We start from the raw sequence: 23,473 nt of genomic DNA, 5'->3' as shown, positions 1-23,473 counted from the left end.
GGCGGCATGCGGGTCCTGGTGGTGGAGGACGAGCCGATGCTCGCGGACGCGATCGCGGAGTGGCTGCGCGACGAGTCGCACGCCGTCGACATCGCCCCCGACGGCGGCGCCGCGCTCGAGCGGATCGCCGTGCACGACTACGACGTCGTCGTGCTCGACCGGGACCTGCCGGTCGTGCACGGCGACGACGTGTGCCGTCAGGTGGTCGCCTCCGACGCGGCGACACGGGTGCTGATGCTCACCGCGGCGGTCGAGGTCACCGACCGCGTCGACGGGTTGTCCCTCGGCGCCGACGACTACCTGACGAAGCCGTTCGCCTTCCCCGAGCTGGCGGCACGCATCCTGTCGCTGGGGCGGCGCTGCCGGCCGGCGGCACCGCCGATCCTGCGGCGTTCGGGCGTCACGCTGGATCCGGCGCGGCACGAGGTGTTCCGCGACGGGCGCTACCTCCCACTGTCCAAAAAGGAGTTCGCCGTGCTCGCCGAGCTGCTGCGCGCGGACGGCGCCGCCGTGTCCGCGGAACACCTGCTGGAGAAGGCGTGGGACGAGCACGCGGACCCGTTCACCGGCGCGGTCCGGCTCACGATCCTCAAGCTGCGCCGCAAGCTCGGTGACCCGCCGCTGGTGGAGACGGTCACCGGGGTCGGCTACCGGCTCCGATGAGCCTCCGGCTGCGGCTGACCGTGCTCTACGGCGGCCTGTTCCTGCTGGCGGGCGGAGCGCTGCTGGGCGTCACGTACCTGTTGTTCACGCAGCAGGTCGGGCGGCGGGTCACGTACATCGCGGGCACCGTGCCGTCCGGCCTGCCGCCGTTGCCGTCCCCGGAGGTCCTCGACGAGCAGGCGCGCCAGGTGCGCGAAGCGGCGGCGACGTCCTTGCTGACCCAGGGCGCGATCGCGCTGGGCGCGGTGGCGGTGCTGGCGGCGGGGCTGGGCTGGCTGGTCGCGGGCCGCGCACTGGCCCCGTTGCGCCAGGTCACGGACACGGCGCGCCGCATCGCGGCGACGGCGGATCCGGGCGGGCACTCGCGGATCGCGTTGCGCGGCCCGGACGACGAGGTGAAGAGCCTCGCCGACGCGTTCGACGTGATGGTCGAGCGGCTGGACCGGTCGTTCGACGCGCAACGCCGGTTCGTCGCGAACGCGTCGCACGAGCTGCGCACGCCGCTGACGCTGAACCGTTCGCTGGTCGAGGTGGCCATGCACCGCCGCACGGCCTCCGACGACGTCCGGCAGCTCGGCGGCAAGCTGCTGCGGATCAACGCGAGGCACGAGAAGCTGATCAGCGGGTTGCTGCTGCTGGCCCGGTCCGAGAGCGCGCTGACGGAGCGTTGCCCGGTGGACCTGGCGGCGGTGGTGGCGCACGTGGTCCCCCCGGGCGTGACGGAGGACCTGGGTGAGGCAACGGCCCTGGGCGACGCGCTGATGCTGGAACGGCTGGCGCACAACCTGCTGGAGAACGGAGTCCGCCACAACGTGCCGGGCGGCTGGGTGCGGGTGACGACCCGGTCGTCGCCGGGGCGGGTGGAGCTGGAGGTGGCCAACAGCGGCCCGGTGATCCCACCGGAGGAGGTACCGGCCCTGTTCGACCCGTTCCACCGGCGCGCCCGGGTGGCGGCGGAGGGCGCGGGGCTGGGGTTGTCGATCGTCCGCTCGGTGGCCCACGCGCACGGCGGGGAGGTGGCGGCGACAGCTCGGCCGGAGGGCGGTCTGGTGGTGATCGTGACGCTGCCGTCAGCGTGAGGGTTCGCGGGTTGCATCGCTGCGGCATGCAGGACGGTTCGACCGCTACTCGCCGGCGTTGGTCCCCTCACGGCACCTGCCCGTTTCTCCGCCGCCGTTTGCCCGTCCGTGCCGATGAACCTCGTCTCGGCGCGCACGAATCCGGTCGGCGCCTTACTCTCCCCCTGGCTCCACCGCGTTGAGCCGCCTCGAACTCACCCGCGGGCCGTCAATCCTCGACGAATATCGGATATTACGGCGCTTTTCGCCCCTCGATTCCCGCTATCCTGCCTTCGCGTCTTGACTTCATCAATGGTCTAGTCCAATAGTTTGTCCACCCTCGAACCCCACCGGGAGGACAGATCATGCGCAGAAGCAGACTGGCCGCCATCGGGCTCGCCGCCGCCACCTTCATCGGTACAGCTGTGAGTCTCGTGATCGGCGCGCCCTCCGCGACAGCGGCGCTGAGCAACAACTGGTACGCCGCCGCGCCGTATCTGATGCCCGTGAGCAACAATCCGCCCGATCCGATCACCGTGATGAACGCGACCGGGCTCAAGGCCTTCCAGCTCGCGTTCATCCTGGCGCCCAACGGCGGCGGCTGCAGCCCGACCTGGGACGGCACCTCGGCCGTCTCGTCCGACACCACCGTCGCGAACGTCATTTCGCGGATCCGCGGCGCGGGCGGCGACGTCTCGGTGTCCGTCGGCGGCTACGGCGGCACGAAGCTCGGCCAGACCTGCGGGAACGTCGCCGCGACGGCGGCCGCGTACCAGCAGGTCATCACCAAGTACTCGCTCAAGGCGATCGACTTCGACCTCGAAGAGCCCGAGTACGAAAACACCGCGGCCATCGCGAACGAGCTCGGCGCCGCGAAGACGTTGCAGGCCAACAACCCCGGCCTCTTCGTGTCGGTGACCATGCCGGGCACCGCGGCCGGCACCGGCTGGTTCGGCACGCAGCTGCTCGACCAGGCCAAGTCGATCGGCTTCACGCCCAACAACTTCTCGATCATGCCGTTCGACGGCGGCTTCAACGGCGGCTCGTCGCAGGTGTCCGCGCTCGAAGGCCTGCACGGCCTGCTGATGTCGCACATGGGCTGGGACAGCGCGACCGCCTACTCGCACGAAGGCTTCTCCGGCATGAACGGCAAGTCGGACGCCTCCGAGATGTTCTACACGGCGGACTTCCAGACCGTCTACGACTACGCGACCAGCCACGGCCTCGGCCGCTTCACGTTCTGGTCGGTCAACCGCGACCGCGCGTGCGTCGGGACGACCGACAACGGCGTCTGCAGCAACGTCCCGCAGAACGACTGGGACTTCACGAAGTTCAGCGTCCGCTTCGCCGGGGCGACCCCGCCGCAGACGACGCCGACCCAGCCGACCACCACGCCGACCACGCCGGGCAATGGCTCCTGCACCGCGGCGGAATGGGATCGCACCAAGGTCTACGTGAAGGACGACGTGGTCAAGCACAACAGCCACAAGTTCACCGCGAAGTGGTGGACCCAGGGCGAAGAGCCGGGCACGACCGGCGAATGGGGCGTCTGGGTCGACAACGGCGCCTGCTAGATCATCTTGACCGAGCCGGGCCGGCCACCTCGCGGTGGTCGGTCCGGCTTTTCGGTTCTAGAAGGTGAGGTGGGTGTTCTCGCGCTGGACCTCCGGGGTCAGCGCGGGCACCTCGACGACGTGCCGCCCGGCCTGCCGCAGCAGTTCGGTGCCCTGCGCGTCGACGAAGACGGGCGGCTCCCGCCAGGCGAAGACGACCCGCGGGATCCCGGCGTCGAGGATCAGCCGGGTGCAGCTGCGCGGGTGCGAGCTGCGGTGGCTGCACGGCTCGAGCGAGCTGTACATCGTCGCCCCGGCCAGCCGGGGATCGCCTGCGCACTTGGCCAGGGCCGCTTCCTCGGCGTGGTTCAGCGGATCGCCCTCGCCGGAGTGCCCGGTCGCGATGACCTCGCCCTCGGCGTCGGTGACGACGGCCCCGACCCGGAAGGTGTGACTCGGCGGGCACTCGGCCGCGAGCGCGATGGCTTCCCGCAGCCGCCGGACGTCCCGGCCGGTCGGCTCGGCCGCGGCCCGGTAGCGGAGGATCGCCATCCCCTGAAGGTCTTCGACGCCGACGAGCGTCAGCGGACGCGGGTAGAGCCCGGGCCCGACGAACCGCGGCGCGTCCGGCTGCCCGACGAAGAACGGCGCGATCGCCAGCCGCAGCTCGTCGGCGAGGCCTTCGGAGAGGAACCGGGTGTGGATCCCGCCGCCGCCCTCGACCAGCAGGTTCCCGATGCCGCGCGCCCCGAGGTCGTCGAGGACGCGCGAGAAGTCGGACGGATCCCCGGCGTCGACGACGGTGGCGACGTGCTTCAGCGCGTCGGCGGCTCCGGGCGGCGCGTAGACGATCTTTTCGCTGTCCCCGACGGTGAAGAACTGCGCGTCCGGGTCGAGCCCGCGGGTGGTGACGGTGACCTTGACGGGTTGCTCGGGCTTTCCCTGCTCCAGCCGCTTTCGCCGCAGCTCGGGCGAGCGCACGAGCAGCCGCGGGTTGTCCGCCCGGACGGTCCCGGCCCCGACGAAGATGGCGTCGGCCTCCGCCCGCAACCGGTCCACGACCGCGAAATCGTCCTCAGTGGACAGTACGAGCCGCTCGGGCGAGGTGTCGTCGAGGAAGCCGTCGAGCGACTGCGCGGCGGACAGCAGGACGTGCGGCCGGGTGATCACCCCGCCCAGTATGCCGTAACACGCCCGGCGATCGCGGCGTCTATCCGGCATGGGCACGCGCGGCTGGTACCACGAACGGACCCTCACCACGGTCGACACCGTCGGCCGGGAGGTACAGGTGTCGACCGGGCTCACCCGCGACCCGGAAGGCCGGCTGGTGGCGGCGATCGCGATCAGCGACGGCCCGACCGCGATCTTCCGCTACGCCAACGAGACCGAGAACCGGACCGAACTGCTGGACAACACCGAGCAGACCGTGAAGGTGCTGCGGCGGCTCGCGAGCGTGCCGCCGCGGATCTGACCGGGCTCAGGCGGGCAGGACCGCGTACTGGCGGACGTAGAGGTCCGTGTACGTCACCGGGCCGCGGGGACCGGGGACCTTGTCCAGGTTGATGCCGGTTTCCGGGACCGCGAGCAGCTTGAAGCCGTCGAGGAGGCGGGTCGGGGCGTTCCAGAAGACACCCGTGCCGGTGTAGCCGTCGAAGAAGGCGTCGGCGGCCGCGGGGTCGTCGGTGGCGATGCCCGCCGCCAGGCCCGACGTCTGCTCGTTGGCGATCTCGACGGCGTCCGCGAGCGCGCCGACCTTGGCGACCGTGACGGTCGCTTCGCGGTCGGAGTCCAGCGCCCACTCGTAGCCGATGGCGTGCTCGTGCGGCGCCAGCGAAGGCGTGACCCCCCGCTCGGCCAGCGCGTCGGCGATGCCCGGCCAGACGTCGTCGTGGATGCCCTCGTGGATGAGCAGCAGGTTCAGCCGGTTGCAGACACCCAGCCGGTCGAGGCTCGCGTAGACGAGGTCACGCGCCTTCGTGACGTCCGCCCCGCGGTCGACGTACAGGACGCCCCCGCCGTCGGCGTGGGCCAGCGTGCGCACGCCGTGGACGGCCGCCTCGGTGGCCAGCGCCCGGGTGCTGTCGCCGCTGCCGCGCAGGATCACGAGCGGGACCAGGTTCGGCAGCCGCACCAGCGCGGACGCCGCCTCGCGCTCCACCCGCGGCACGAGCTGGACGCAGTCCGCGTCGATGCCGGCCTCGGTCAGCGCCGGGGCGATGACCACCTCGCGCAGCCGCTGGGCCGAGCCGAGCGCGGCCGAGCCGGTGCGCAGCACGCCGCCGTTGCGCGACTTGACCAGCTGCGACGCCACGTCGACGGTCACGTTCGGCCGTGCCTCGTAGTTCGCGCCGATCACGCCGACCGGCCGTCGCCGTTCGACCAGCTTCAGGCCGCCGTCCAGCGTGGACACGTCCACCGAGCGCTCCTGGTGCGGGGCGCCGGCGAGCAGCCGCAGCTGCTCGGCCATGCCGGTCAGCCGCTCCGGGGTGATGGTGAGCCGGTCGAGCAGACCGGCGCTCATCCCCTCGGCCTTCGCGCGCTCGACGTCGGCCTGGTTCGCCTCCAGGATCTCGTCGCGGTGCGCGAGCAGCCTTTCGGCCATCCCGCTCAGCGCGGCGTCGACGGCTTCGGCGGAAGCGGCGGCGAGCGACGGCGCGGCCAGCTTCGCCGCCCGTGCGCACTCCTCCACGGCCTTGGCGACCTCGTCCATCGTTCGTCTCCCTCCGCGCGGACCAGCGAGAGACCAGTTTGCCGCATGGGCGCGGCTAGGCGGCCAGGGGCTCCAGCAGCCACAGTCCGCCGGCGATGAGGCAGCTGACCGTCGCCACGACGAAGACCAGCACCCACAGCACCGGCGGCACCGCGGTGAGCCGGCCCAGCTGGTCGGCGTCCGAGTCCCTGGCGTGGCCCCGCCGCCGCTTGACCTGCAGCTCGACCACCGGCCGCACGCCACCGAACAGCAGGAACCACGTCACGAGGTAGCTGAACGGAGCCTGCACCTCGACCGGCGCGACGAACGCGACCAGCGCCAGCACGACAGCGCTCGCGACGACCGTGAACACCCCGTAGGCGTTGCGGACCATCACCAGCACGCCGAGCAGCAGCAACGCGATCAGCACCAGGACCGTGCCGGCCAGGTCGGCGCCCAGCAGGCTGGCGAACAGCAGCCCGAGGACCGACGGCGCCAGGTAGCCGGCCATCGCGGTGAAGGCCATGCCCGGCCCCTCGGGCTTGCCGCGCGAGACGGTGACACCCGAGGTGTCCGAGTGCAGCTTGATCCCCTGCAGTCGCCGCCCGACCAGCACGGCGGCCAGGGCGTGCCCGGCCTCGTGCACGATGGTGATGCCGTTGCGCGCCAGCCGCCACGGGCTGCCTCCGACCAGCACGACCAGCAGCGCCACCCCACCGGCGACCAGCGTGATCACGGCCGGGGTCTGGGCCTGCTCGAGCAGCGACGGAGTGGTGGCGGCCGCACGGAGGGCCGCACCGGCACCGCCGAACGCGAGTTGAACGGGCGAGCTCACCCGGACACCTCACCACAGGCGATATCTGGCTACTGTGAGTCCCCACCGCTGCGGGTTCCGGCCGCTCCGGTATTGGGTCGATACGGTCTCCTTCCTCGTGGTGCCGGCGGTCAGGTCATCGGGACTCCCGCATCCGGGCCTCGCCTTCCACGCGGAACAGGAACGACACCCAGCTCCGGAACGGCGCCCACGCCTCGGCGATCGCCGCCAGCTCGTCCACTCCCGCGTCCGGGAGGTGGTACGCGTCGCGCATGATCTCGTGGAGGCGGGTCTCCGCCCGAGGGAACACGTCCGGGTGGCCGGCGCCACGTATCAGGACCAGCTCCGCGCTGAAGCGGCCGATCCCCGGCAGGGCCTGCAGCTGTTTCAGCGCCTCGTCCGCCGGCATCGCCCGCAACGTCGCCGCGTCGAGCAGGCCGTCGGCCGCTGCCTCGGCGATTCCTCGCAGGCGCTGCATCTTCGGGCCCGACAGACCCGGCAGGTACTCCAGCCTCGCCAGCACCGCGGGCGCCGGAAACGACGTCAGCACGCTGCCGCCGACGTCGACCTCCGTGCCGTGGCGCTCGGCCAGGCGACGGCGCAGCCGGACCGCCTGCGTCATCCAGATCCGGTGGCTCAGCACCGCCCAGCACGCCGCCTCGTACGGGGAGGCGAACAGCACCGGCCGCAAGCCCGGGTGCATGCCCTGGACCAGGGACACCACCGGATCGCGGGCGCCGACCTCCGCGAACGCGGTGCCGTCGACGTCCAGCGAACACATCCGCCGCAGCTGCGCCCCGACCGCCTCCGTCAGCGACGGCGGGCCGTGGACCTCCACCGCGATCTCGCCGGGCGATCTCTGCCGCAGCACCGCTCCCACCGGCGTCCACTCGCCGTCGAGCGGGAACGCCACCCGGAGCGCGCCGGGCTCTGCTTCCGGCTGGCCGGCGGGCGCGAAGCCGGTCAAGAACCGGGCCGCCGCGGCCAGGTCGAACTCTCCTCGTACCGTGATTTCGCTGCCCAGCAGGGAAACCGTCATCTGTCCTCCTCGGATCGGAACCTTGTCTGCGACGCTAGGCAGGACCACCGACAATTCCGGGCCTCGAACGCCTGAGCCCGCAGATTCTTCACTCGTTCGAGTGGCACAGATTTGACATACTGCCGGTATCCGAGAGGAGAGCAATGCCGACCAAGACCGCGACCGAACGCCTCGAAGACCTGCTCGAGACGCCCGCGAAGACCGACGACGGCTATCTCGACCTGCTGGGCACCGCCAGCCAGGCCGGCCCGCCGACCGGCCTCACCCAGCGCCTGATGCGCACCACCCTCCTCCCGCAGGTCTACGAGCGGTACTGGCGCCCCGCCCTCGGCCGCGCGCTCAAGGGCCCGCTCGGCCCGAGCATGGCCGGCGAAGTGAGGCTCGCGACGAAGCTCCTCGACCTGAACCCCGGCGACACGGCGCTCGACGTCGCCTGCGGCACCGGCCGGTTCACGCGCGCGTTCGGCGCGGCCGTCGGCCCGGGCGGGCTCGCCATCGGCCTCGACGGCGCGCGCACGATGCTCACCAAAGCCGTCGCCGAGAACGGGCCGGCGTCGGTCGCCTACCTGCGCGCGGACGCCGTGCGCCTCCCGCTGCGGGAGTCCACTGTGGACGGCGTCTGCTGCTTCGCCGCCCTCCACATGTTCGCCGAGCCCGAAACCGCGTTGGACTCCTTCGCGCGCGTGCTGAAGCCCGGCGGCCGGATCGTGCTGCTCACGAGCGCCCGGCGCGGCTGGCAACCCGCGCGGGTCGCGGAGTCCGTCGGCGGGATCCTGAGCGGGCAGCGGATGTTCGACCGCGGCGAGATCGCCGCGAGCCTGCGCGCCCGGGGCTTCACGGACATCACCGAGCGGTACGCCGGCGTCACGCAGATCGTGGCGGGCCGGCTGAGCTGAGCACCGCGGATTGTCGGAGCCTGCGGTTAGCATCGCCCCATGACCCACCACGAGCCCGTCCCGCCCGACGACAGCTACCTGCGTTCCCTGGTCGAGGCCACCGCCGACGCCGTCGCGGCCGCCGAACCGCTGTCCTCGCCGCACACCGGCGCGGACGAGGCGACGCGCGCCGAGGTGACCGCCGCGGTCGAGCGCGATTCACCCGATCTGGTGGCGTTGAGCCAAGATCTGCACGCCCATCCCGAGGAGGGGTTCGCCGAGCACCGTTCGGTGCGAGCCCTGGCGGACCTCCTGAAGCGCCATGGCCACGAAGCGACCGTCGGCGTCGGCGGGCTCGACACCGCGCTGCGCGTCAGCACGCCCGAACAGGACGGCCCGCACATCGCCGTCCTCGCCGAGTACGACGCGCTCCCCGGCCTCGGCCACGCGTGCGGCCACAACGTCATCTGCACGACCGCCGCGGGCGGCTTCCTCGGTGCCGCGACCGTCGCCGAGCGGCTCGGCGGCCGCGTCAGCCTGATCGGCACGCCGGCCGAAGAAGGCGGTGGTGGCAAGGAGATCCTCGCCCGCGCCGGGGTGTTCGACGACGTCGACGCGGTGATCATGCTGCACCCGTTCAGCCACGACATCGCGCTGCACCCGTTCCTCGGCCGCCGTCAGCTGGAGATGGTCTTCCACGGCGTCGGCGCGCACGCGAGCGCCCAGCCGTTCATGGGCCGCAACGCGCTCGACGCCGCCGTCGCGGCCTACCAAGGCGTCTCGGCGCTGCGCCAGCAACTCCCGCAGAGCGACCGGGTCCACGGCGTCTTCACCGACGGCGGCGCCCGGCCGAACGTCATCCCGGCCCGGGCCGCGCTGCTGTTCTACCTGCGCTCCCAGAACCCCGAGACCCTGCGCGACCTCGCCGCGCGCATGACGTCGATCGCGGAGGGCGCGGCGGCGATGACCGGCTGCGGCGTCGAGCTGAAGTGGGACGCCCAGGCGGCCTACCTGCCGATCCGGTTCAACACCACGCTCGCCGGGCGGTGGACGGCCAACCAGGCCGGCACCGGCCGCAAGCCACTGCCGCCGGGCATCGTCCCGGAGTCGCTCACGGGATCGACGGACCTGGGCAACCTGTCGTACCGGATGCCCGCGCTGCACCCGATGCTCGCCGTCTCGGGCCCGACGGTCGCGTTGCACACCAAGGAGTTCGCGGCCGCGGCCGGTTCGGAGACCGGCGACGCGGGAGTCCGGGACGGTGCGCTGGGCCTGGCCCTGACGGCCGCCGACTACCTGGGTGACGCCGAGCTGCGGCAGGCCGTCCACGACGAGTTCGAGGCGGCGGGAGGAGCACTGGACGTGCCGTCGTTCTTCGCCTGACACCTGAGGATCAGCTGAGTTTTCTCAGCTGATTCTTCTCAGCAAAGCCTGAGGTATTTCCACAGGTTGCTCACAAGCACGGGCGCGAATCTAGACCCATGACCGAGAACGAGAGTCGGCCCGGCCCCGCCTCACCCGGTGGGCACCAGCCGCACCACAGCACCCAGCAGTACGGGCCGTACGCGCAGCAGCAGCCGCAGCCGCAGTACGGCTACCAGCAGCAGGCCGCGCCGAACCCTCTGTTCACGCCGCAACCGCCGCCGCTCCAGCAGCCGGGGCAGGCGCCCACCGCGCTGAAGACCAAGCCGCGCAAGGGCGGCCGCGTCGCGATGATCGTCAGCGCGACCGCCCTCGGCGCCGCGCTGGTCGGTGGCGTCGGCGGCGCCGCGATCGTCGGGCTCACCACGAACTCGGCGGACGGCGCGACGACGTCGGTGAGCACGCCGGCCGCGAGCGGGCAGACGGTCGCGAACTCGACCTCCGGCGACGTCAGCGGCGTCGCGGCGAAGGTGACGCCGAGCGTGGTCCAGATCAACGTCACCACCGACCAGGGCGAGGCCATCGGCTCCGGCGTCATCCTCACCGCGGACGGCCGGATCCTGACCAACGCGCACGTCGTCGACGGCGCCCAGAGCGTCGTGATCACCACGTCCGACGGCAAGAAGTACCAGGCCAGCGTGGTCGGCGCGGACACCAAGGCGGACATCGCGGTGGTCCAGGCGCAGAACGCGAGCGGCTTGACTGCGGCGTCACTGGGTGACTCCAGCAAGCTCGTCGTCGGCCAGGAGGTCGTCGCGATCGGCTCGCCGGGCGGGCTGCAGAACACCGTCACGACCGGCATCGTCAGCGCGCTCAACCGGAACCTGTCCGACATCGGCCAGGGCCAGCAACAGCAGCAGTCGCCCTTCAGCCGCACCTCGAACCAGTCCGCGGACTCGCCCAGCTACACCGCGATCCAGACGGACGCCTCGATCAACCAGGGCAACTCCGGCGGCGCGCTGGTCGATGCCCAGGGCAACGTCATCGGCATCAACTCGGCGCTCTACAGCCCGACGGCCTCGGCCAACGGCTCGGCCGGCAGCGTCGGGATCGGCTTCGCCATCCCGATCAACGACGCCAAGAAGATCGTCGACCAGATCGTGAACAACTAAGACGCGGACGGGCCGTGGTCGGGGCGGTCCGTCCTCACCCGCTTCGGGGAGCGGGGACGGCGAAGGCCGTTTCGAGAGTCAATCGGGGGCTCTCGAAACGGCCTTCGCGCTGTTCAGAGTTCGTAGCTGAGGACCAGCGTGTGGTTCTGCTCCGCGTCCATCTCGATGTTCGCGGTGCCGGAGATCCCGGCCAGCTCGCCCGAGCCCGAGCCGGTGAGGATCTTGAGCGTCAGGCCGGACTCGTCGGCCGAGTGGTGCAGGACGAAGGCACCTTTGCGGCCGTCGACCGAGACGGCGAGACGCTCGAAGGCGACGTACGCGCGCGAAGTCGCGTTGGACGCCGTCAGCATCTCGACGGTGCTGGTCCCCTCGACCGCTCCGGTGAACGTCTTGCCGATGGCCACCCGGGCGAACTCGGTGCCCGCGGCCTCGTCGGTCGCTTGCGGCTCCCACTTGTCGAGCACGAACGACGCGGTGGCAGTGCTGGTCATGGCGGATTCCCCTGTCTCGAAGGTAGCGCCAGCTTCGCAGTGATACCTGACAGGAAGCGTCAGGTATTTGTCAGCGTTTCCGGTTGCCGAACAGGCCGCGCGTGATCTCCCGGCCCAGCGCGCTCGCCGCGGAGCGCATGAACGACTTCACGGCCGGGTTCTTCATCGCCGACTCGATGAACCCCGGATCGTCCTTCGCCTTCTCAGCCGGAGCCTCGGCGGGCGCCTGAGCAGGCGAAGCGTCGGGCGCGGCCTCGGGGATCTTCGCGGCTAGCTTCTCGTACGCGGACTCGCGATCGATCGTCTCGGCGTACTTCGCGTGCAGGTCCGACGAAGCGACTGCGGCGGCCACGGCTTCGGGGCCGATCGAGCCCATCTTCGACCGCGGCGCCCGCAGCCGCGTCCACGCCACCGGCGTCGGCGCACCCCGCTCCGACAGCACCGTGACGATCGCCTCGCCGATGCCCAGCGACGTCAACGCCGTGTCGAGCTCGTAGAACTTCGTCTTCGGGTAGGTCTTGACCGTCTTGGCCAGCGCCGCCTGGTCGTCCGGCGTGAACGCCCGCAGCGCGTGCTGGATCCGCGCGCCGAGCTGCGAGAGCACGTTGTTCGGGATGTCCGTGGGCAGCTGCGTGCAGAAGAACACGCCGACGCCCTTCGACCGGATCAGCTTCACGGTCTGCTCGATGCGCTCGAGGAACGCCTTCGACGCGTCGTTGAAGAGCAGGTGCGCCTCGTCGAAGAAGAAGACCAGCTTCGGCTTGTCGAGATCGCCCTCCTCGGGCAGCTCCTCGAACAGCTCGGCCAGCAGCCACATCAGGAACGTCGAGAACAACGCCGGCTTCGCCTGCAGGTTGTCCAGCTCCAGCAGCGTGACGATGCCCTTGCCCTCGGGCGCGCGCAGCAGGTCGTGCACGTCCAGCTCGGGCTCGCCGAAGAAGTCCTCGCCGCCCTGGGCCTCGAGGTTGGACAGCGAACGCAGGATCACGCCGGCCGTCGCCGCCGACACGCCGCCGATGCCCTTGAGGTCCGCCTTGCCCTCGTCGCTGGTCAGGTGCGTGATCACCGACCGGAGGTCCTTCGTGTCCAGCAACGCGAGACCGCGCTGGTCGGCCCAGTGGAAGATCAGCCCGAGCGTCGACTCCTGCGTCTCGTTCAGCCCGAGCACCTTCGACAGCAGGACCGGCCCGAAGCTCGTGATCGTCGCCCGGATCGGCGAGCCCTTCCCGCCGGTGCCCAGCGACAGGAACTGGACCGGGTAGGCCGTGCCCGCCCAGTCGTCGCCCAGCTCCTGAGAGCGCTTGCCGATCTTGTCGTTCGCCTCGCCGGCCGCGGCCAGCCCGGACAGGTCGCCCTTCACGTCCGCGAGCACCACCGGCACCCCGGCCGCCGACAGCTGCTCCGCGATCAGCTGCAACGTCTTCGTCTTGCCCGTCCCGGTCGCCCCCGCGACCAGGCCGTGCCGGTTCAGCGTCGCCAGCGGCAGGCGCACCGCGGCCGCGGCGTCCGTCTTGCCGTCGATCACCACCGCACCCAGCTCCAGCGCGGCACCCTCACTCGCATAACCGGCGGCGATCTCGCTCGCCGGCGACCCCTGATCCGTCACTCGCAGCTCCCCGATCGTGTGTCCTGCACCACACCGCGAGCGTAACGCGCCGTACGCGCAGGTAACGCCCCTCTTATCCCCGTGTCGGGTTAGGGTCACCAGGTGACCGACCGCCTAGTCTGGATCGACTGCGAAATGACGGGGCTCGACCTCGGCAAGGAAGCGTTGATCGAAATCGCCGCCCTCGTCACCGACGCGGAGCTGAACGTGCTCGGCGACGGAGTCGACATCGTCATCCACGCCGACGAGGAAAAACTCGCCGGGATGCCCGACGTCGTCCGCGAGATGCACGCCCACTCCGGCCTCACCGAAGAGGTCCGCGCCTCGAGCGTCACCCTCGAAGAGGCCGAACGCCGCGTCCTCGAGTACATCCGCGAGCACGTGCCCGAGCCCGGCACCGCGCCGCTCGCCGGCAACTCGATCGCCACCGACCGCGGCTTCATCGCGCGCGACATGCCGGCGCTCGACGCCTACCTGCACTACCGCCTGGTCGACGTCTCCTCCGTCAAGGAGCTCGTCCGCCGCTGGTACCCGCGGATCTACTACGCCAAGCCGGAGAAGGGTCTCGCGCACCGGGCGCTGGCCGACATCAAGGAATCCATCGGCGAGCTCGACTACTACCGGCGCGTCGCGTTCGTCCCGCAGCCCGGCCCGACCAGCGACGAAGCCAAGGCCGCGGCCGCTGAAGTGCAGGAACAGTTGCAGAGGTAACCCCCTGCAATCCGCTTGAGGACACCCGCTACGATTACTCCCAGCGAGGTGATCGCAAGCGGATCCCTCGGTAATGGTGGGCGTAGCTCAGCTGGTAGAGCACCTGGTTGTGGTCCAGGAGGTCGCGGGTTCGAAACCCGTCGCTCACCCCAACACCCCGACGTGGTCGGGCCCTTACGGGCCTCCCCATGGTCGGGGTTTCGCCTTTTTGCGGGGCCGAGCCCCGCACCCCGCCGGGGGCTCGCTCCCGGACCCCCGTCGTGCGTGGTCGCGTTGCACCGTTGGTGGCAACCCTCACGACCGGATGGCTCAGCGTGCGCGGCGCCGGTTGCCGGTGCACCGTGTTCTGGTGGCACGTTCAGCACCGAAGACCAGGCGGAAGAAGAAGCTGCGGTACGAGGACATCACCGTCATCGACCGATCGCTGCTCAAGCGGGCGGTGGGGGCCGCGGCCCTCGGCAACGCCATGGAGTGGTTCGACTTCGGCGTCTACGCCTACATCGCCGACACCATCGCCGAGGTCTTCTTCCCGCCCACCGTCGCTCCCGGCGTCCGGCTGATCGGCACCTTCGGGGCCTTCACCGCCGCCTTCCTCATGCGCCCCCTCGGCGGGCTGGTCTTCGGGCCCCTCGGTGATCGGATCGGGCGACAGAAGGTCCTCGCCGTCACCATGATCATGATGGCCATCGGCACCCTGAGCATCGGGCTGATCCCGTCGTACTCCTCCATCGGGGTCTGGTCGCCGATCCTGCTCGTGGTCGCCCGGATGGTGCAGGGGTTCTCCACCGGCGGCGAGTACGGCGGCGCGACGACCTTCATCGCCGAGTACTCCCCCGACAAACGCCGTGGCTTCATGGGCTCGTGGCTCGAGTTCGGCACGCTGTCCGGCTACGTGCTCGGCGCGTCCGTCGTCACCGGCATGAAGGCCTGGGTCCCCCACGAGACGCTGCTCGACTGGGGCTGGCGCGTCCCGTTCCTGGTCGCCGGCCCGCTCGGCATCATCGGCCTCTACATGCGACTCAAGCTCGAGGAGACGCCGGCGTTCCAGAAGCACGCCGAAGAGGCCGAGAAGCGCGGCCGCTCCGGCGAGCCGTTCTGGAAGATGTTCACCGACTACTGGCCCGCGTTGCTCATCTGCGTCGGCCTGGTGCTCGTGTTCAACGTCACCGACTACATGCTGCTGTCGTACATGCCGACGTACCTGTCCGAGCAGCTGCACCTCGACGCGACGCACGGCCTGCTGCTGATCATCGTCGTGATGGTCGTGATGATGCTGATCATCCTGGTCGGCGGCCGGATCACCGACAAGGTCGGCCGCAAGCCCGTGATGATGGCCGGCTGCGTCGGCTTCCTCGTGCTGTCGTGGCCGCTGATGCTGCTGGTCCACGACGGCGGCCTGGTACTGACCTTCCTCGGCCTGATGGGCCTCGGCCTGCTCCTGCTCTGCTTCGAGGTCTCGATGCCCGCGGCGTTGCCGGCGCTGTTCCCGACCGCAATCCGCTACGGCGCGCTGTCCATCGCGTTCAACATCTCCGTGTCGCTCTTCGGCGGCACGACCCCGCTGGTCATGCAGGCGCTGATCTCGTCGACCGGCCACGACTTCTGGCCCGCCTGGTACATGATGGCCGCCGGGGCGATCGGCGCCGTCGCGGTCTACTTCAGTCGCGAGACGGCGAACAAGCCGCTCTGGGGCTCGGGGCCCGCGGTGGCGACCGAAGCGGAGGCGCGGGAGCTCGTCCGCGACTCCGCGAAGGACTAAGCCGCGTCGATCAGCAGTTCGGCCAGCTCGGCGGGCATGGTGATCATGCAGTCGTGCCCGGTCGGCAGCTCCCGCACCGGCTCGCCGGCCGGCACGGGTCGCCGGGTGATGCCGGACGGCTGGCCGCCGACGCAGTGGATGTGCGTGCGCGGGATCGCCTTGGCCGCCGGGTTGTCCAGCCGGACCGGTTCGGTGAGGCACTTCACCGGCTGGTCGGACAGCATCGAGCGCAGCCAGGCGACATCGTCGGGATCGGTGACGCCGAACAAGCCGGCGGGCCCGGCCGGCATCGGGGGCACCCGCCAGCCGTCGACGGCGCCGTCGATCAGCTGTTTCGTGATGGGGATGACGTCGGCCGCGGTCTCGCCGTCTTCGGGGACCATGGCGTCGAGGAAAACCAGGCGCGCGATCCGCTCCGGGAGCCGGTCGGCAGCTCCCGAGATGACCATCCCGGCGTAGCTGTGGCCGACGAGCACGACGTCGCGCTCGCTCTCGAGGAGGCCGGCGATATCGTCGATGTGGGTGCCGAGCCCGACTTCCGGGCTCAGCAGGTGGGCGCGGTCGCCGTAGCCGGTCAGGGAGGGCGCGATCACGCGGTGCCCGGCCGACTCCAGCAGCGGGACCACGCGGTCCCAGCAGCGTCCGTCGTGCCAAGCGCCGTGTACCAGCAAGAATGTGGACATGGAACGATCTTGTTCACTCGCGGCGCGCCAGGCAATACGGCACTAATTGGTGCCCCGGTTCTCAGGAGGTAACCATGGAGGACCCGTGCCGGGCCCGCGAAGTCCTCGGGATCGTCGGGGACAAGTGGGCGTTGCTGGTCGTGCGGATGCTCAAGGACGGGCCGCGGCGCTTCACCGAGCTCAAGCGGTCGATCGACGGGATCAGCCAGCGCATGCTCACGGTGACCCTGCGCGACCTCGAGCGCGACGGGATCCTGACCCGCACGGTCGTCGCCGTCATGCCGCCGCACGTCAGCTACGAGCTGACGGCGATGGGCCGGACGTTGCGCGAAGCGACCGCGCCGCTGCTCGAGTGGAGCATCACGCACATGCCGCTCATCGCGGAGGCCCGCGCGGAGTACGACGACCGCTAGTTCGCGGCCGTCGTCCACTCGTCCCAGGACAGCTGCCAGACGCTCCAGCCGTCGGTGGGCTCGAGCTTCGGGCCGCCACTGTTCTGGACGGTGACGATGTCGCCCTTCCTCGACGTGTCCATCAGCCACTTCGTGTTATCGGTGGACAGGTTGAGGCAGCCGTGGCTGACGTTGCTGTGCCCCTGCTGCCGCACCGACCACGGCGCGGAGTGGTAGAAGATGCCGCTGTAGGACAGGCGGATCGCGTACTGGACGTAGGTGCTGTAGCCGCCGGGAGCGTCCTCGGGGACGCCGTAGGTGGCGGAGTTCATGGTGTAGCCGGTGTGCTCGCTCATGACGGTGTAGGTGCCGGCCGGGGTGTTGTGGCCGGGCTTGCCCATGGAGGTCGGCATGGTCTTGACCTCCTTGTCGTTGATCGAGACGGTCATCTGGTGCGTCTGGCCGTCGGCGACCGCGACGAGCTTGTCGCCGATGGTGCCGGTGAGCTTCTTGTCCTCGCGGCCGTAGCTGCCCTTGCCGAGCGCCTTGCCGTAGACGGCGGCGTCGACGGTGATCTTGGTGCCGCTCTTCCAGTAGGCCTTCGGCCGCCAGGTCACCTGCTTGTCACCGGACCAGCGGAAAGCTCCCTCGGTGGCCGGCTCGGCGGTGACCTTGAGCGCCTTCTCGGCGGCGGCCTTGTCGGCGACGTTCCCGCTGAAGGTGAAGATCAGCGGCATCCCGACGCCGACGGTCTCGCCGTCGTCGAGGTTCACCGAGACACCGAGCTGCCGCGCGGGCTTGACGGTGGTGAAGCTCGTTTCGGCGCTGACCGGCTTCCCATCGGAGCCGGTCGCGGCGGCGGTGAGCCGGTAGGCCTTGTTGTAGCCGAGCGGCTCGGCGGAGTCCCACCCCGAGCCGTCGGCCCGCGCCTTCCCGGCGACGACCTTCCCATCGGCCCCGGTCAGCTTGACCTCGCCGACCTTCCCATCGGCAACGGCAACGCTGACGGGCTCCCCGGGCGCGACGTCCTTGGCATCCTTGGCAGGACTCAAGGTGAGCACGGCGGCCTTCGGCGCGGGCTTGGGCGCACTCGAGGACGCCGTCTCCTTCGGAGGTTCACCCGAAGGGCTACTGCTGCAGCCGGCCACCGTGAGGCCGATCACCCCCGCGGCCACCAGCAGCCGCACCCCAGCACTCGTCATGCCCACCCGCCTGTTTCGCCGTCGATGTCCGACTACAGTGTGCCCGACCAGCCGCGACACCGGGGCGGCAACGCCCGAACTCGTAGACGGGACCCCCCTGAGAGGGGCCTCGGAACCGGGTGCTAATCTTTTCCACGTCGCCGAGGGAAACCTCCGGCAGACACCGGCGCCATTAGCTCAATTGGCAGAGCAGCTGGCTCTTAACCAGCGGGTTCGGGGTTCGAGTCCCTGATGGCGCACACCCCACCACCCCAGGTCGATGCTCATCGGCCTGGGGTTTTGTGGTATCTGGAAGCTCTTCGTCCGCTTGCGCACTGTCCACAGTGGTCGCTCGGGAGCCCGAGAGCGCAGGCCGGGTGCACAGCCTTCCGCGGGATTGCCCCAGCCGGCTTCCGCGCAGCGTCGGCAGCCACTTCTTCACCGACGTTGGTGTAGAGATCCATCGTCACCTCGATCGACGAGTGCCGGAGCATGTGCTGGATCACCTTCATGTCCACCCCATCTTCTACACCGAGATCGTCGGCTCGCGAGTGTTCTTCGAAGTGGTGCAACGCGTCGACGACTACGCCGGGTACGGCGCGGCCAACACCCCCGTGCGCATGGCCGCGCACCGCCGCAGCCGGCTGAGCGCTCTCCGGGAGACGGCGGCCGCGCACGACCACGGACATGACTACTCCGTGGCCCACCTGACCGCGCTGAGCCTGTCCCCGCCCGAACTCGTGGCCGCGGCGGCGAACGGCGGCTATCGCTACGTCGGCCTGCGCCTGACCCGGGTGACCCGGGAGGAACCGCACTACCCGCTGGCCACCGATCCCGCCCTCATGCGCGCGACGAAGGCACGCCTCGCGGCCACGGGGATCGAAGTCCTCGACATAGAACTCGCCCGGCTCGGCCCCACCGACAAGCCACGCGACTTCCTGCGCGTCCTCGAAGCCGGCGCCGAACTGGGCGCACGGCACGTCATCACGCAGCTCCCCGACCCCGATCCGGTCCGCAAGGTCGACCACTTCACCGAACTGTGCGACCTGGGCCGCCCGCTCGGCCTGACCCTCGACCTCGAGTTCCCGTCCTGGACCGAAACCGGCGACCTCACCGAGGCCGTCCGCGTCCTGCGCGCCGCCGACCGGCCCAACGCGGGTCTCCTGATCGACGTACTGCACTTCGCCCGCTCCGGCTCCAGCATCGCCGAACTCCGCGAGCTACCCCGTGAATGGTTCCACTTCGCCCACGTCTGCGACGCGCCCGGCGAAATCCCGGCCACGACCGCCGGACTGATCTACACGGCCCGCTTCGAGCGCCTGTTACCCGGCGAGGGCGGGCTCGACGTGCCTGGCATCCTCGCCGCGCTCCCACCCGGAATCCCTTAAACATTGGAGATTCCCCGCGCCATGCTCGTCGCCCAGGTCGGCGCGAGCGAACACGCCCGCCTCGCCCTCTCGGCCACCCGACGCCACCTCAACGCGGTCGGCCCAGCGACACTCCGCCCCTGACGGCCTCTTTCGGCCCCCGCAGGTTCGGCAACCACCGCGGCGCGGTCATGATCCGGCCCGGCAGCCCGCTTTCCTCCCGGACACGATCGGACCGGCGAGGTCGTCGACCATCTGCCCGCGGTCGTAGAAGCCGCCACAGTCCCCGACCGCGCCCCACCACCTTCCACACCGGACGGGCCGGCAGCCTCGGGCCCGCAGCGCGGACGAGAGTGTTCAGGGCAGCCTTGCCGCACGAACGTTCCAGCCGTGCCGTCGCCGGATCGGCACGCGGCGCTCAGCGCCCCGGTTCGCCGAGACCACCGGTGAGCCGCGGCGGGTCGAACCGGACGTAGCGGCCCACACCACCGAGTCCCGCCGCAGCTTCGTTGAGCCGCTCCGGCTCGGCGACGTCACCCCAGTGGCCGGTGTCGATCCGCGACTCCAGCGCGTGCAGCGCCGCGATCGACTCCGCCGGCTGGAAAGCGCAGTGCCCGGTTCCGTCGACGTAGGCCTGACGGAGGGATGTTCCACTGCCGGCGCGGTGCACCCGCTCGCGGTACCAGTCTTCCTGCTCCACGGGCACGAGCTGGTCGGCGGTCGTGTGGATGTCCAGGGTCGGCACCCGCAGGCGGCCGGTCACCATCGAGGTACGCGCCAGCGTGCGGACGGCCGGTGGGTCCGGCCGGATGTCAGCGTCGCGGGTCAGGGCCGCGAGGTCCGCGTCCAGGTCGAGGCCGGCCGCCCGGTAGAGAGCCCGGACCTGCCGAGCATGCGTACTGCCGTTCACCAACGCGCGATAGTCGACGCCCGCGGTGAACGACGTGTTCCCGCCGGCAGCCAGTTCGATCTGGTAGCGGCCGGAGACGACGAACCCGAGCACCATTTGTGCCAGTTCCTGTTGCTGCTGGGCTTCCTGGCCCGGGTAGTCGGCAGGCGCGGGCGGCGCCGAACCGGTGAACCACGTCGGCTCGTTCATCAGGGCCGCGGCCAGTGCGATCCGCGCCTGGCCGGCGGGCGTGCCCTGGGCGTCGGTGGCGATCTTCGTCAGAGCCGCGGCGGACGCGTTCGCTTCGTCCGGGCTCGCGAACCGGACCAGCTTGACGTTTTGCCCGGGCGCGAGCAGGTGCGCGAGCGCGTACTCGCCGTCCAGCTGGTAGTTGTTCAGGTTGAGACCACCCGCGACGAGCCCACAGGTGCTCAGCACCCCGTCGAGCCGCCGGCCCGCGTCTTCGGCTTCGAGCGCGCTCACGAGCCCGCCCATCGACGTGCCCCACGCGATCGTGCGCCGCGGGCGTCCGGTGAGCTGTTCCACGGCCGACAACGCGCCGAACTGGTCGCGAACGGCCGACGCGAGCGCCCACCACGATGGGCCGCTGTACGACGAACCGACCAGCGCGTACCCGCTGCCGAGCAACGCCTGCTTCGTCGCGTCGTTCGGTGCGTTCTGGGCGTTGAGCGGGCCGAAGCCGTGGCTGTAGAGGATCGTCGTGCCGTTCCAGGACTGCGGCACGTCAGCGACCCAGGTGGCACCGTCCGTCAGCCGGCCCGTGTAGTGCCCGCCGTCGGTCCCGGCCGCGATTCCCACGGTCAAGCCGATCGCCACCACGACCGAGCCGGCCAGCGCCAGGACACGGCCACCCCATCTGCGCATGCTCATGGCGAGCAGCGTGTCACGCAGCCCCGAAGATGTACAGGTTTCCTGTGCTTTTTACTGGGGTCAGTGCACCGGCCGGTCCGACAGCGCCGTGTGACACGTGACGACGAACTCGCGGAAGCGAGCCGCGTCGCGCGGATCCAAGAGCGAAACCATCCGCTGTTCGAGCGCGGCGACGTCAGCACGCACCCGGTCGAGGACCTCGACTCCGGGACCGGTCAGCCGGATCACCCGCCGCCGCCGGTCGCGCGGATCACCGTGTCGCACGATGAAGCCTTGCCGCTCGAGCGCGACCACCATGTCGGCCATCGCCTGGTCGGTGACGAACGAATTCCGAGCCAGCTCCGCCGTGGTGAGCCCGGACCGCCGTTCCAGCACGGTGAGCGCGGTGTACTGCAGAGGCGTGAGCGAGACCGGGCGGAGGACCTCGTCCAGCCGGGCCCGTACGGCGAGTTCGAGCTGCTTCACCAGGTACAGCAAGCCCGGCCCGGCCACATCGGGGGAAGGTAAGCGCGGAGACACCGGTCCATAGTGGCCGACGGCCGACTTCCGCGACCTGGCAGGTCCTGCGCCCGGCACCGACCGCCGCGGCGGGCCGGGCCGCCAAAGTGGACAGTGCTCGTGATCCCGGGTGTACGACCTTCACCAGCCAGCAGAGAGGTTCCCGCGTGTCGAATTCACTCAGCCGACGACGTGTACTCACCACCGGAGTCGGTGCCGCAGTCGGTCTCGGCGTGCTCGCGGCCACCTCGGCTCCCGCATCGGCCTCCGCGCAGCCGATATCCGTCCACACCGCCGTCGAAGAAAAGACACCGGAAGGGCGAGCTCCGAAGAATCAACCTCGGAAACAATCGACGATGATGGTCGCGGTATCGAAATGTGAAACGGAACCTGCCGCAACGCGGCAGGACCAAGAGCCACTCCCGCGGCGGTCACTTCGGCGGGCAGACCGCGTGCCCGCCGTCGATCATCCTCGACCACCAAGACCCCGCAGCCGCCGAGCATCCCGAGACCACCCGGTGAAAGTCCGGCGTAGTTCGGTCTCGCACCGGCGGATCACGACTCCCCGCTGATCCCGGCGGACTGGTCACGACGCGCGCCGAGAGCCCAGGAGCAGCAGGCACAAGATGGCGACTCCAGTCACCAGCCCGGCTACGAGAAGCATCGGGTCCAGCGTGGGCCCGACGGCCGCGGAGGCCTGCTGGGCGACGGACGGCGGCGGATCGCCTGCGCTGGGTGGCGCGGCAGACGACGACGTGGGCGGCTCCGCCGAGCTGCTCCTCGTCGCCGGGGCCGTGGCCGCCGGTTTCTGCTTTACCGGGTTCTGCGCGGCCGGCGCCTGGGCGGGCTTCGGCGGGGGTGTGGACGTGGCGGCGGCCAGGACCGTCACCGTGGCGCGCATGTCGGGGTGGACCGAGCAGTAGTACGCGTAGGTGCCGGGCGTGCGGAAGGTGTAGCTCCAGCTTTGTCCCGGGGACAGCTGCGGGCTGCGGAACGAGACCGGCGCGCTGGTGGTGGTCGCGTCGTGCGGGGCCTGGTCGTGCTGCATCCAGGTGACCGTGTCGCCGACGTGGACGGTGAGCGCCGCCGGCGAAAACGCGTAGTTCGCCATCATGACCTGCTGGGTGGCGGCCTGCGCCGGTGTCGTGACGAGGACTCCGTGGAGCAGACCGATCAGCCCGGCCGCGGCCAGCGAGGCGGCGCGCCTCATCGGACGAACTCGGCGGCGATCTCGACGTGGATCCGGCGGGCCGCGAGCAGCCGCGGGACGAGCCCGAGGCCACGGGGCTTGCGGCGCGGCGCGGGAAGGATTCCCCTGGCCCACAGCACGATTCGGTCGTCGTCGACGTGGCGCAGGTCGCCTCGGAGACGCAGTTCCCGGGTGGTGCCGGCGACGTCGAGCTTGCCGGTGATGTCGATGACGTCGTCGATCTCGATGTCCTCACTGGTGAAGGTGATGTCCGGGTGGTCGCCGGCGCTCAGCGCCCTGGTGAGCGCGCGGCGCAGCAGCGTGATGCTGGGCCGCAACGAGGTCGCGTCGAGAACGAGCGAGAGCCGCCGGGCGTCGAGGTCGAGGTGGCCGCCGGTCGCGGTGAGGCGGCCGCGGAGCACGGGAACACGAGCCAGGCGAAGCGAGGGCTCGACGACGCAGCGGTCGCGGCGCAGGGTGCGGGCCGCGGCGACGGACGGGGGCTCGCCGACCGCGGGCAGGACTTCGGTGTCGGGCATGGGTGTCTCCGTCCGGGGTGCGGTGGCCCGCCCGGCCGGGCGGGCCACCGCG

Annotated in this window: 23 protein-coding genes, 2 tRNA genes and 1 pseudogene; 14 read left to right on the top strand and 12 right to left on the bottom strand. The window is 70.7% G+C overall.

Translation table 11 applies throughout. The annotated features are described in order from the left end of the window. Nucleotides 1-6: 6 nt before the first annotated feature. The 3 genes from ACZ7OU_RS17105 (at nucleotide 7) to ACZ7OU_RS17095 (ending at nucleotide 3,295) form a co-directional block, all read left to right on the top strand. The gene (locus ACZ7OU_RS17105) at nucleotides 7-663 is read left to right on the top strand and encodes a response regulator transcription factor (RefSeq protein WP_470240998.1); all 657 of its coding nucleotides are present in this window, start codon (nucleotides 7-9) and stop codon (nucleotides 661-663) included. Beyond that, nucleotides 660-1,742 (top strand): sensor histidine kinase, encoded by a 1,083-nt coding sequence (locus tag ACZ7OU_RS17100; RefSeq protein ID WP_470255714.1) that lies wholly within the window; start codon nucleotides 660-662, stop codon nucleotides 1,740-1,742. The genes ACZ7OU_RS17105 and ACZ7OU_RS17100 overlap by 4 nt, the downstream gene beginning before the upstream one ends. A gap of 344 nt (nucleotides 1,743-2,086) precedes the next feature. Then, nucleotides 2,087-3,295 carry a chitinase gene (locus ACZ7OU_RS17095; RefSeq protein ID WP_470241000.1) on the top strand — a complete coding sequence of 403 codons (1,209 nt, stop codon included), beginning with the start codon at nucleotides 2,087-2,089 and terminating at the stop codon, nucleotides 3,293-3,295. A gap of 57 nt (nucleotides 3,296-3,352) precedes the next feature. Here the strand turns inward: ACZ7OU_RS17095 and ACZ7OU_RS17090 are convergent, their stop codons facing one another. Continuing rightward, nucleotides 3,353-4,444, bottom strand: coding sequence for a dihydrofolate reductase family protein (locus ACZ7OU_RS17090; protein ID WP_470255713.1), 1,092 nt, complete (start codon nucleotides 4,442-4,444; stop codon nucleotides 3,353-3,355). A gap of 49 nt (nucleotides 4,445-4,493) precedes the next feature. On the opposite strand from ACZ7OU_RS17090, the gene ACZ7OU_RS17085 reads away from it, so the two are divergent. Then, nucleotides 4,494-4,745 carry a hypothetical protein gene (locus tag ACZ7OU_RS17085; protein WP_470241002.1) on the top strand — a complete coding sequence of 84 codons (252 nt, stop codon included), beginning with the start codon at nucleotides 4,494-4,496 and terminating at the stop codon, nucleotides 4,743-4,745. 6 nt (nucleotides 4,746-4,751) lie between these two features. Here the strand turns inward: ACZ7OU_RS17085 and ACZ7OU_RS17080 are convergent, their stop codons facing one another. The 3 genes from ACZ7OU_RS17080 to ACZ7OU_RS17070 form a co-directional block, all read right to left on the bottom strand. After that, a complete protein-coding gene (locus ACZ7OU_RS17080) occupies nucleotides 4,752-5,984 on the bottom strand; it encodes an aldehyde dehydrogenase family protein (RefSeq protein WP_470241003.1) in 1,233 nt (410 codons plus the stop codon). A gap of 55 nt (nucleotides 5,985-6,039) precedes the next feature. After that, nucleotides 6,040-6,798 (bottom strand): M50 family metallopeptidase, encoded by a 759-nt coding sequence (locus ACZ7OU_RS17075; RefSeq protein ID WP_470255712.1) that lies wholly within the window; start codon nucleotides 6,796-6,798, stop codon nucleotides 6,040-6,042. A gap of 115 nt (nucleotides 6,799-6,913) precedes the next feature. Continuing rightward, complete coding sequence (locus ACZ7OU_RS17070) at nucleotides 6,914-7,816, bottom strand: DNA-3-methyladenine glycosylase family protein (protein WP_470255711.1); 903 nt, start codon at nucleotides 7,814-7,816, stop codon at nucleotides 6,914-6,916. 143 nt (nucleotides 7,817-7,959) lie between these two features. On the opposite strand from ACZ7OU_RS17070, the gene ACZ7OU_RS17065 reads away from it, so the two are divergent. The 3 genes from ACZ7OU_RS17065 (at nucleotide 7,960) to ACZ7OU_RS17055 (ending at nucleotide 11,225) form a co-directional block, all read left to right on the top strand. After that, nucleotides 7,960-8,712, top strand: a complete 753-nt coding sequence (locus tag ACZ7OU_RS17065; protein ID WP_470255710.1) for a class I SAM-dependent methyltransferase — start codon at nucleotides 7,960-7,962, stop codon at nucleotides 8,710-8,712. A gap of 39 nt (nucleotides 8,713-8,751) precedes the next feature. Next, nucleotides 8,752-10,074, top strand: a complete 1,323-nt coding sequence (locus tag ACZ7OU_RS17060) for a M20 family metallopeptidase (protein WP_470241006.1) — start codon at nucleotides 8,752-8,754, stop codon at nucleotides 10,072-10,074. A gap of 98 nt (nucleotides 10,075-10,172) precedes the next feature. After that, nucleotides 10,173-11,225, top strand: a complete 1,053-nt coding sequence (locus tag ACZ7OU_RS17055) for a S1C family serine protease (RefSeq protein WP_470255709.1) — start codon at nucleotides 10,173-10,175, stop codon at nucleotides 11,223-11,225. A 113-nt stretch (nucleotides 11,226-11,338) separates the two neighbouring features. Here ACZ7OU_RS17055 and ACZ7OU_RS17050 read toward each other — a convergent pair whose 3' ends face one another. Next, on the bottom strand, nucleotides 11,339-11,716 hold the full coding sequence (locus ACZ7OU_RS17050; RefSeq protein WP_470241008.1) for a DUF3224 domain-containing protein: 378 nt from the start codon (nucleotides 11,714-11,716) through the stop codon (nucleotides 11,339-11,341). A 70-nt stretch (nucleotides 11,717-11,786) separates the two neighbouring features. Continuing rightward, nucleotides 11,787-13,322, bottom strand: coding sequence for a helicase HerA-like domain-containing protein (locus ACZ7OU_RS17045; RefSeq protein ID WP_470255708.1), 1,536 nt, complete (start codon nucleotides 13,320-13,322; stop codon nucleotides 11,787-11,789). A gap of 102 nt (nucleotides 13,323-13,424) precedes the next feature. Between ACZ7OU_RS17045 and orn the strand changes: the two genes are divergently transcribed. The 3 genes from orn (at nucleotide 13,425) to proP (ending at nucleotide 15,792) form a co-directional block, all read left to right on the top strand. Continuing rightward, nucleotides 13,425-14,033, top strand: a complete 609-nt coding sequence (orn, locus tag ACZ7OU_RS17040) for an oligoribonuclease (RefSeq protein ID WP_470255707.1) — start codon at nucleotides 13,425-13,427, stop codon at nucleotides 14,031-14,033. A 76-nt stretch (nucleotides 14,034-14,109) separates the two neighbouring features. Further along, nucleotides 14,110-14,185, top strand: a tRNA-His gene (locus ACZ7OU_RS17035). A gap of 176 nt (nucleotides 14,186-14,361) precedes the next feature. Beyond that, complete coding sequence (gene proP / locus ACZ7OU_RS17030) at nucleotides 14,362-15,792, top strand: glycine betaine/L-proline transporter ProP (protein WP_470242375.1); 1,431 nt, start codon at nucleotides 14,362-14,364, stop codon at nucleotides 15,790-15,792. Here the strand turns inward: proP and ACZ7OU_RS17025 are convergent. Beyond that, complete coding sequence (locus ACZ7OU_RS17025; protein WP_470255706.1) at nucleotides 15,789-16,475, bottom strand: alpha/beta fold hydrolase; 687 nt, start codon at nucleotides 16,473-16,475, stop codon at nucleotides 15,789-15,791. The genes proP and ACZ7OU_RS17025 overlap by 4 nt on opposite strands. A 74-nt stretch (nucleotides 16,476-16,549) precedes the next feature. Between ACZ7OU_RS17025 and ACZ7OU_RS17020 the strand changes: the two genes are divergently transcribed. Continuing rightward, nucleotides 16,550-16,888 (top strand): winged helix-turn-helix transcriptional regulator, encoded by a 339-nt coding sequence (locus ACZ7OU_RS17020; protein WP_470255705.1) that lies wholly within the window; start codon nucleotides 16,550-16,552, stop codon nucleotides 16,886-16,888. On the opposite strand, the gene ACZ7OU_RS17015 is transcribed toward ACZ7OU_RS17020, so the two are convergent. Then, entirely contained in the window at nucleotides 16,885-18,069 is a 1,185-nt protein-coding gene (locus tag ACZ7OU_RS17015; RefSeq protein ID WP_470255704.1) for a L,D-transpeptidase, read from the bottom strand. The genes ACZ7OU_RS17020 and ACZ7OU_RS17015 overlap by 4 nt on opposite strands. A 166-nt stretch (nucleotides 18,070-18,235) precedes the next feature. On the opposite strand from ACZ7OU_RS17015, the gene ACZ7OU_RS17010 reads away from it, so the two are divergent. The 3 genes and pseudogenes from ACZ7OU_RS17010 (at nucleotide 18,236) to ACZ7OU_RS17000 (ending at nucleotide 19,436) form a co-directional block, all read left to right on the top strand. Further along, nucleotides 18,236-18,308: transfer RNA gene (locus ACZ7OU_RS17010), tRNA-Lys, on the top strand. Nucleotides 18,309-18,572: 264 nt separating this feature from the next. Further along, nucleotides 18,573-18,698 (top strand): annotated as a pseudogene (locus ACZ7OU_RS17005) (VOC family protein); the annotation flags it as partial. A 48-nt stretch (nucleotides 18,699-18,746) separates the two neighbouring features. Then, nucleotides 18,747-19,436 carry a sugar phosphate isomerase/epimerase family protein gene (locus tag ACZ7OU_RS17000; RefSeq protein WP_470255949.1) on the top strand — a complete coding sequence of 230 codons (690 nt, stop codon included), beginning with the start codon at nucleotides 18,747-18,749 and terminating at the stop codon, nucleotides 19,434-19,436. A 397-nt stretch (nucleotides 19,437-19,833) separates the two neighbouring features. Here ACZ7OU_RS17000 and ACZ7OU_RS16995 read toward each other — a convergent pair whose 3' ends face one another. The 4 genes from ACZ7OU_RS16995 to ACZ7OU_RS16980 form a co-directional block, all read right to left on the bottom strand. After that, nucleotides 19,834-21,195, bottom strand: a complete 1,362-nt coding sequence (locus ACZ7OU_RS16995; protein ID WP_470255703.1) for an alpha/beta fold hydrolase — start codon at nucleotides 21,193-21,195, stop codon at nucleotides 19,834-19,836. Between the two features lie 60 nt (nucleotides 21,196-21,255). Continuing rightward, on the bottom strand, nucleotides 21,256-21,687 hold the full coding sequence (locus ACZ7OU_RS16990) for a MarR family winged helix-turn-helix transcriptional regulator (protein WP_470255702.1): 432 nt from the start codon (nucleotides 21,685-21,687) through the stop codon (nucleotides 21,256-21,258). A gap of 592 nt (nucleotides 21,688-22,279) precedes the next feature. Continuing rightward, entirely contained in the window at nucleotides 22,280-22,903 is a 624-nt protein-coding gene (locus tag ACZ7OU_RS16985) for a cupredoxin domain-containing protein (RefSeq protein ID WP_470255701.1), read from the bottom strand. Further along, a complete protein-coding gene (locus ACZ7OU_RS16980) occupies nucleotides 22,900-23,421 on the bottom strand; it encodes a YceI family protein (protein WP_470255700.1) in 522 nt (173 codons plus the stop codon). The genes ACZ7OU_RS16985 and ACZ7OU_RS16980 overlap by 4 nt, the downstream gene beginning before the upstream one ends. Between the last annotated feature and the right edge of the window lie 52 nt (nucleotides 23,422-23,473).

It is taken from the genome of Amycolatopsis sp. NPDC114505 (assembly GCF_055633615.1).
The sequence above is the reverse complement of the archived record's forward strand: the minus strand, read 5'-3'. Positions and strand labels throughout refer to the sequence as shown.

What these genes read in the sequence shown, in the direction of transcription:
- ACZ7OU_RS17100 (WP_470255714.1), top strand. Translation starts at nt 660, where the DNA reads ATGAGCCTCCGGCTGCGGCTGACCGTGCTCTACGGCGGCCTGTTCCTG.
- ACZ7OU_RS17105 (WP_470240998.1), top strand. Translation starts at nt 7, where the DNA reads ATGCGGGTCCTGGTGGTGGAGGACGAGCCGATGCTCGCGGACGCGATC.
- ACZ7OU_RS16995 (WP_470255703.1), bottom strand. Translation starts at nt 21,195, where the DNA reads ATGAGCATGCGCAGATGGGGTGGCCGTGTCCTGGCGCTGGCCGGCTCG.
- ACZ7OU_RS17085 (WP_470241002.1), top strand. Translation starts at nt 4,494, where the DNA reads ATGGGCACGCGCGGCTGGTACCACGAACGGACCCTCACCACGGTCGAC.
- ACZ7OU_RS17080 (WP_470241003.1), bottom strand. Translation starts at nt 5,984, where the DNA reads ATGGACGAGGTCGCCAAGGCCGTGGAGGAGTGCGCACGGGCGGCGAAG.
- ACZ7OU_RS16980 (WP_470255700.1), bottom strand. Translation starts at nt 23,421, where the DNA reads ATGCCCGACACCGAAGTCCTGCCCGCGGTCGGCGAGCCCCCGTCCGTC.
- ACZ7OU_RS17055 (WP_470255709.1), top strand. Translation starts at nt 10,173, where the DNA reads ATGACCGAGAACGAGAGTCGGCCCGGCCCCGCCTCACCCGGTGGGCAC.
- ACZ7OU_RS17060 (WP_470241006.1), top strand. Translation starts at nt 8,752, where the DNA reads ATGACCCACCACGAGCCCGTCCCGCCCGACGACAGCTACCTGCGTTCC.
- ACZ7OU_RS17015 (WP_470255704.1), bottom strand. Translation starts at nt 18,069, where the DNA reads ATGACGAGTGCTGGGGTGCGGCTGCTGGTGGCCGCGGGGGTGATCGGC.
- ACZ7OU_RS17020 (WP_470255705.1), top strand. Translation starts at nt 16,550, where the DNA reads ATGGAGGACCCGTGCCGGGCCCGCGAAGTCCTCGGGATCGTCGGGGAC.
- ACZ7OU_RS16985 (WP_470255701.1), bottom strand. Translation starts at nt 22,903, where the DNA reads ATGAGGCGCGCCGCCTCGCTGGCCGCGGCCGGGCTGATCGGTCTGCTC.
- ACZ7OU_RS17095 (WP_470241000.1), top strand. Translation starts at nt 2,087, where the DNA reads ATGCGCAGAAGCAGACTGGCCGCCATCGGGCTCGCCGCCGCCACCTTC.
- ACZ7OU_RS17050 (WP_470241008.1), bottom strand. Translation starts at nt 11,716, where the DNA reads ATGACCAGCACTGCCACCGCGTCGTTCGTGCTCGACAAGTGGGAGCCG.
- ACZ7OU_RS17025 (WP_470255706.1), bottom strand. Translation starts at nt 16,475, where the DNA reads ATGTCCACATTCTTGCTGGTACACGGCGCTTGGCACGACGGACGCTGC.
- ACZ7OU_RS17070 (WP_470255711.1), bottom strand. Translation starts at nt 7,816, where the DNA reads ATGACGGTTTCCCTGCTGGGCAGCGAAATCACGGTACGAGGAGAGTTC.
- ACZ7OU_RS17065 (WP_470255710.1), top strand. Translation starts at nt 7,960, where the DNA reads ATGCCGACCAAGACCGCGACCGAACGCCTCGAAGACCTGCTCGAGACG.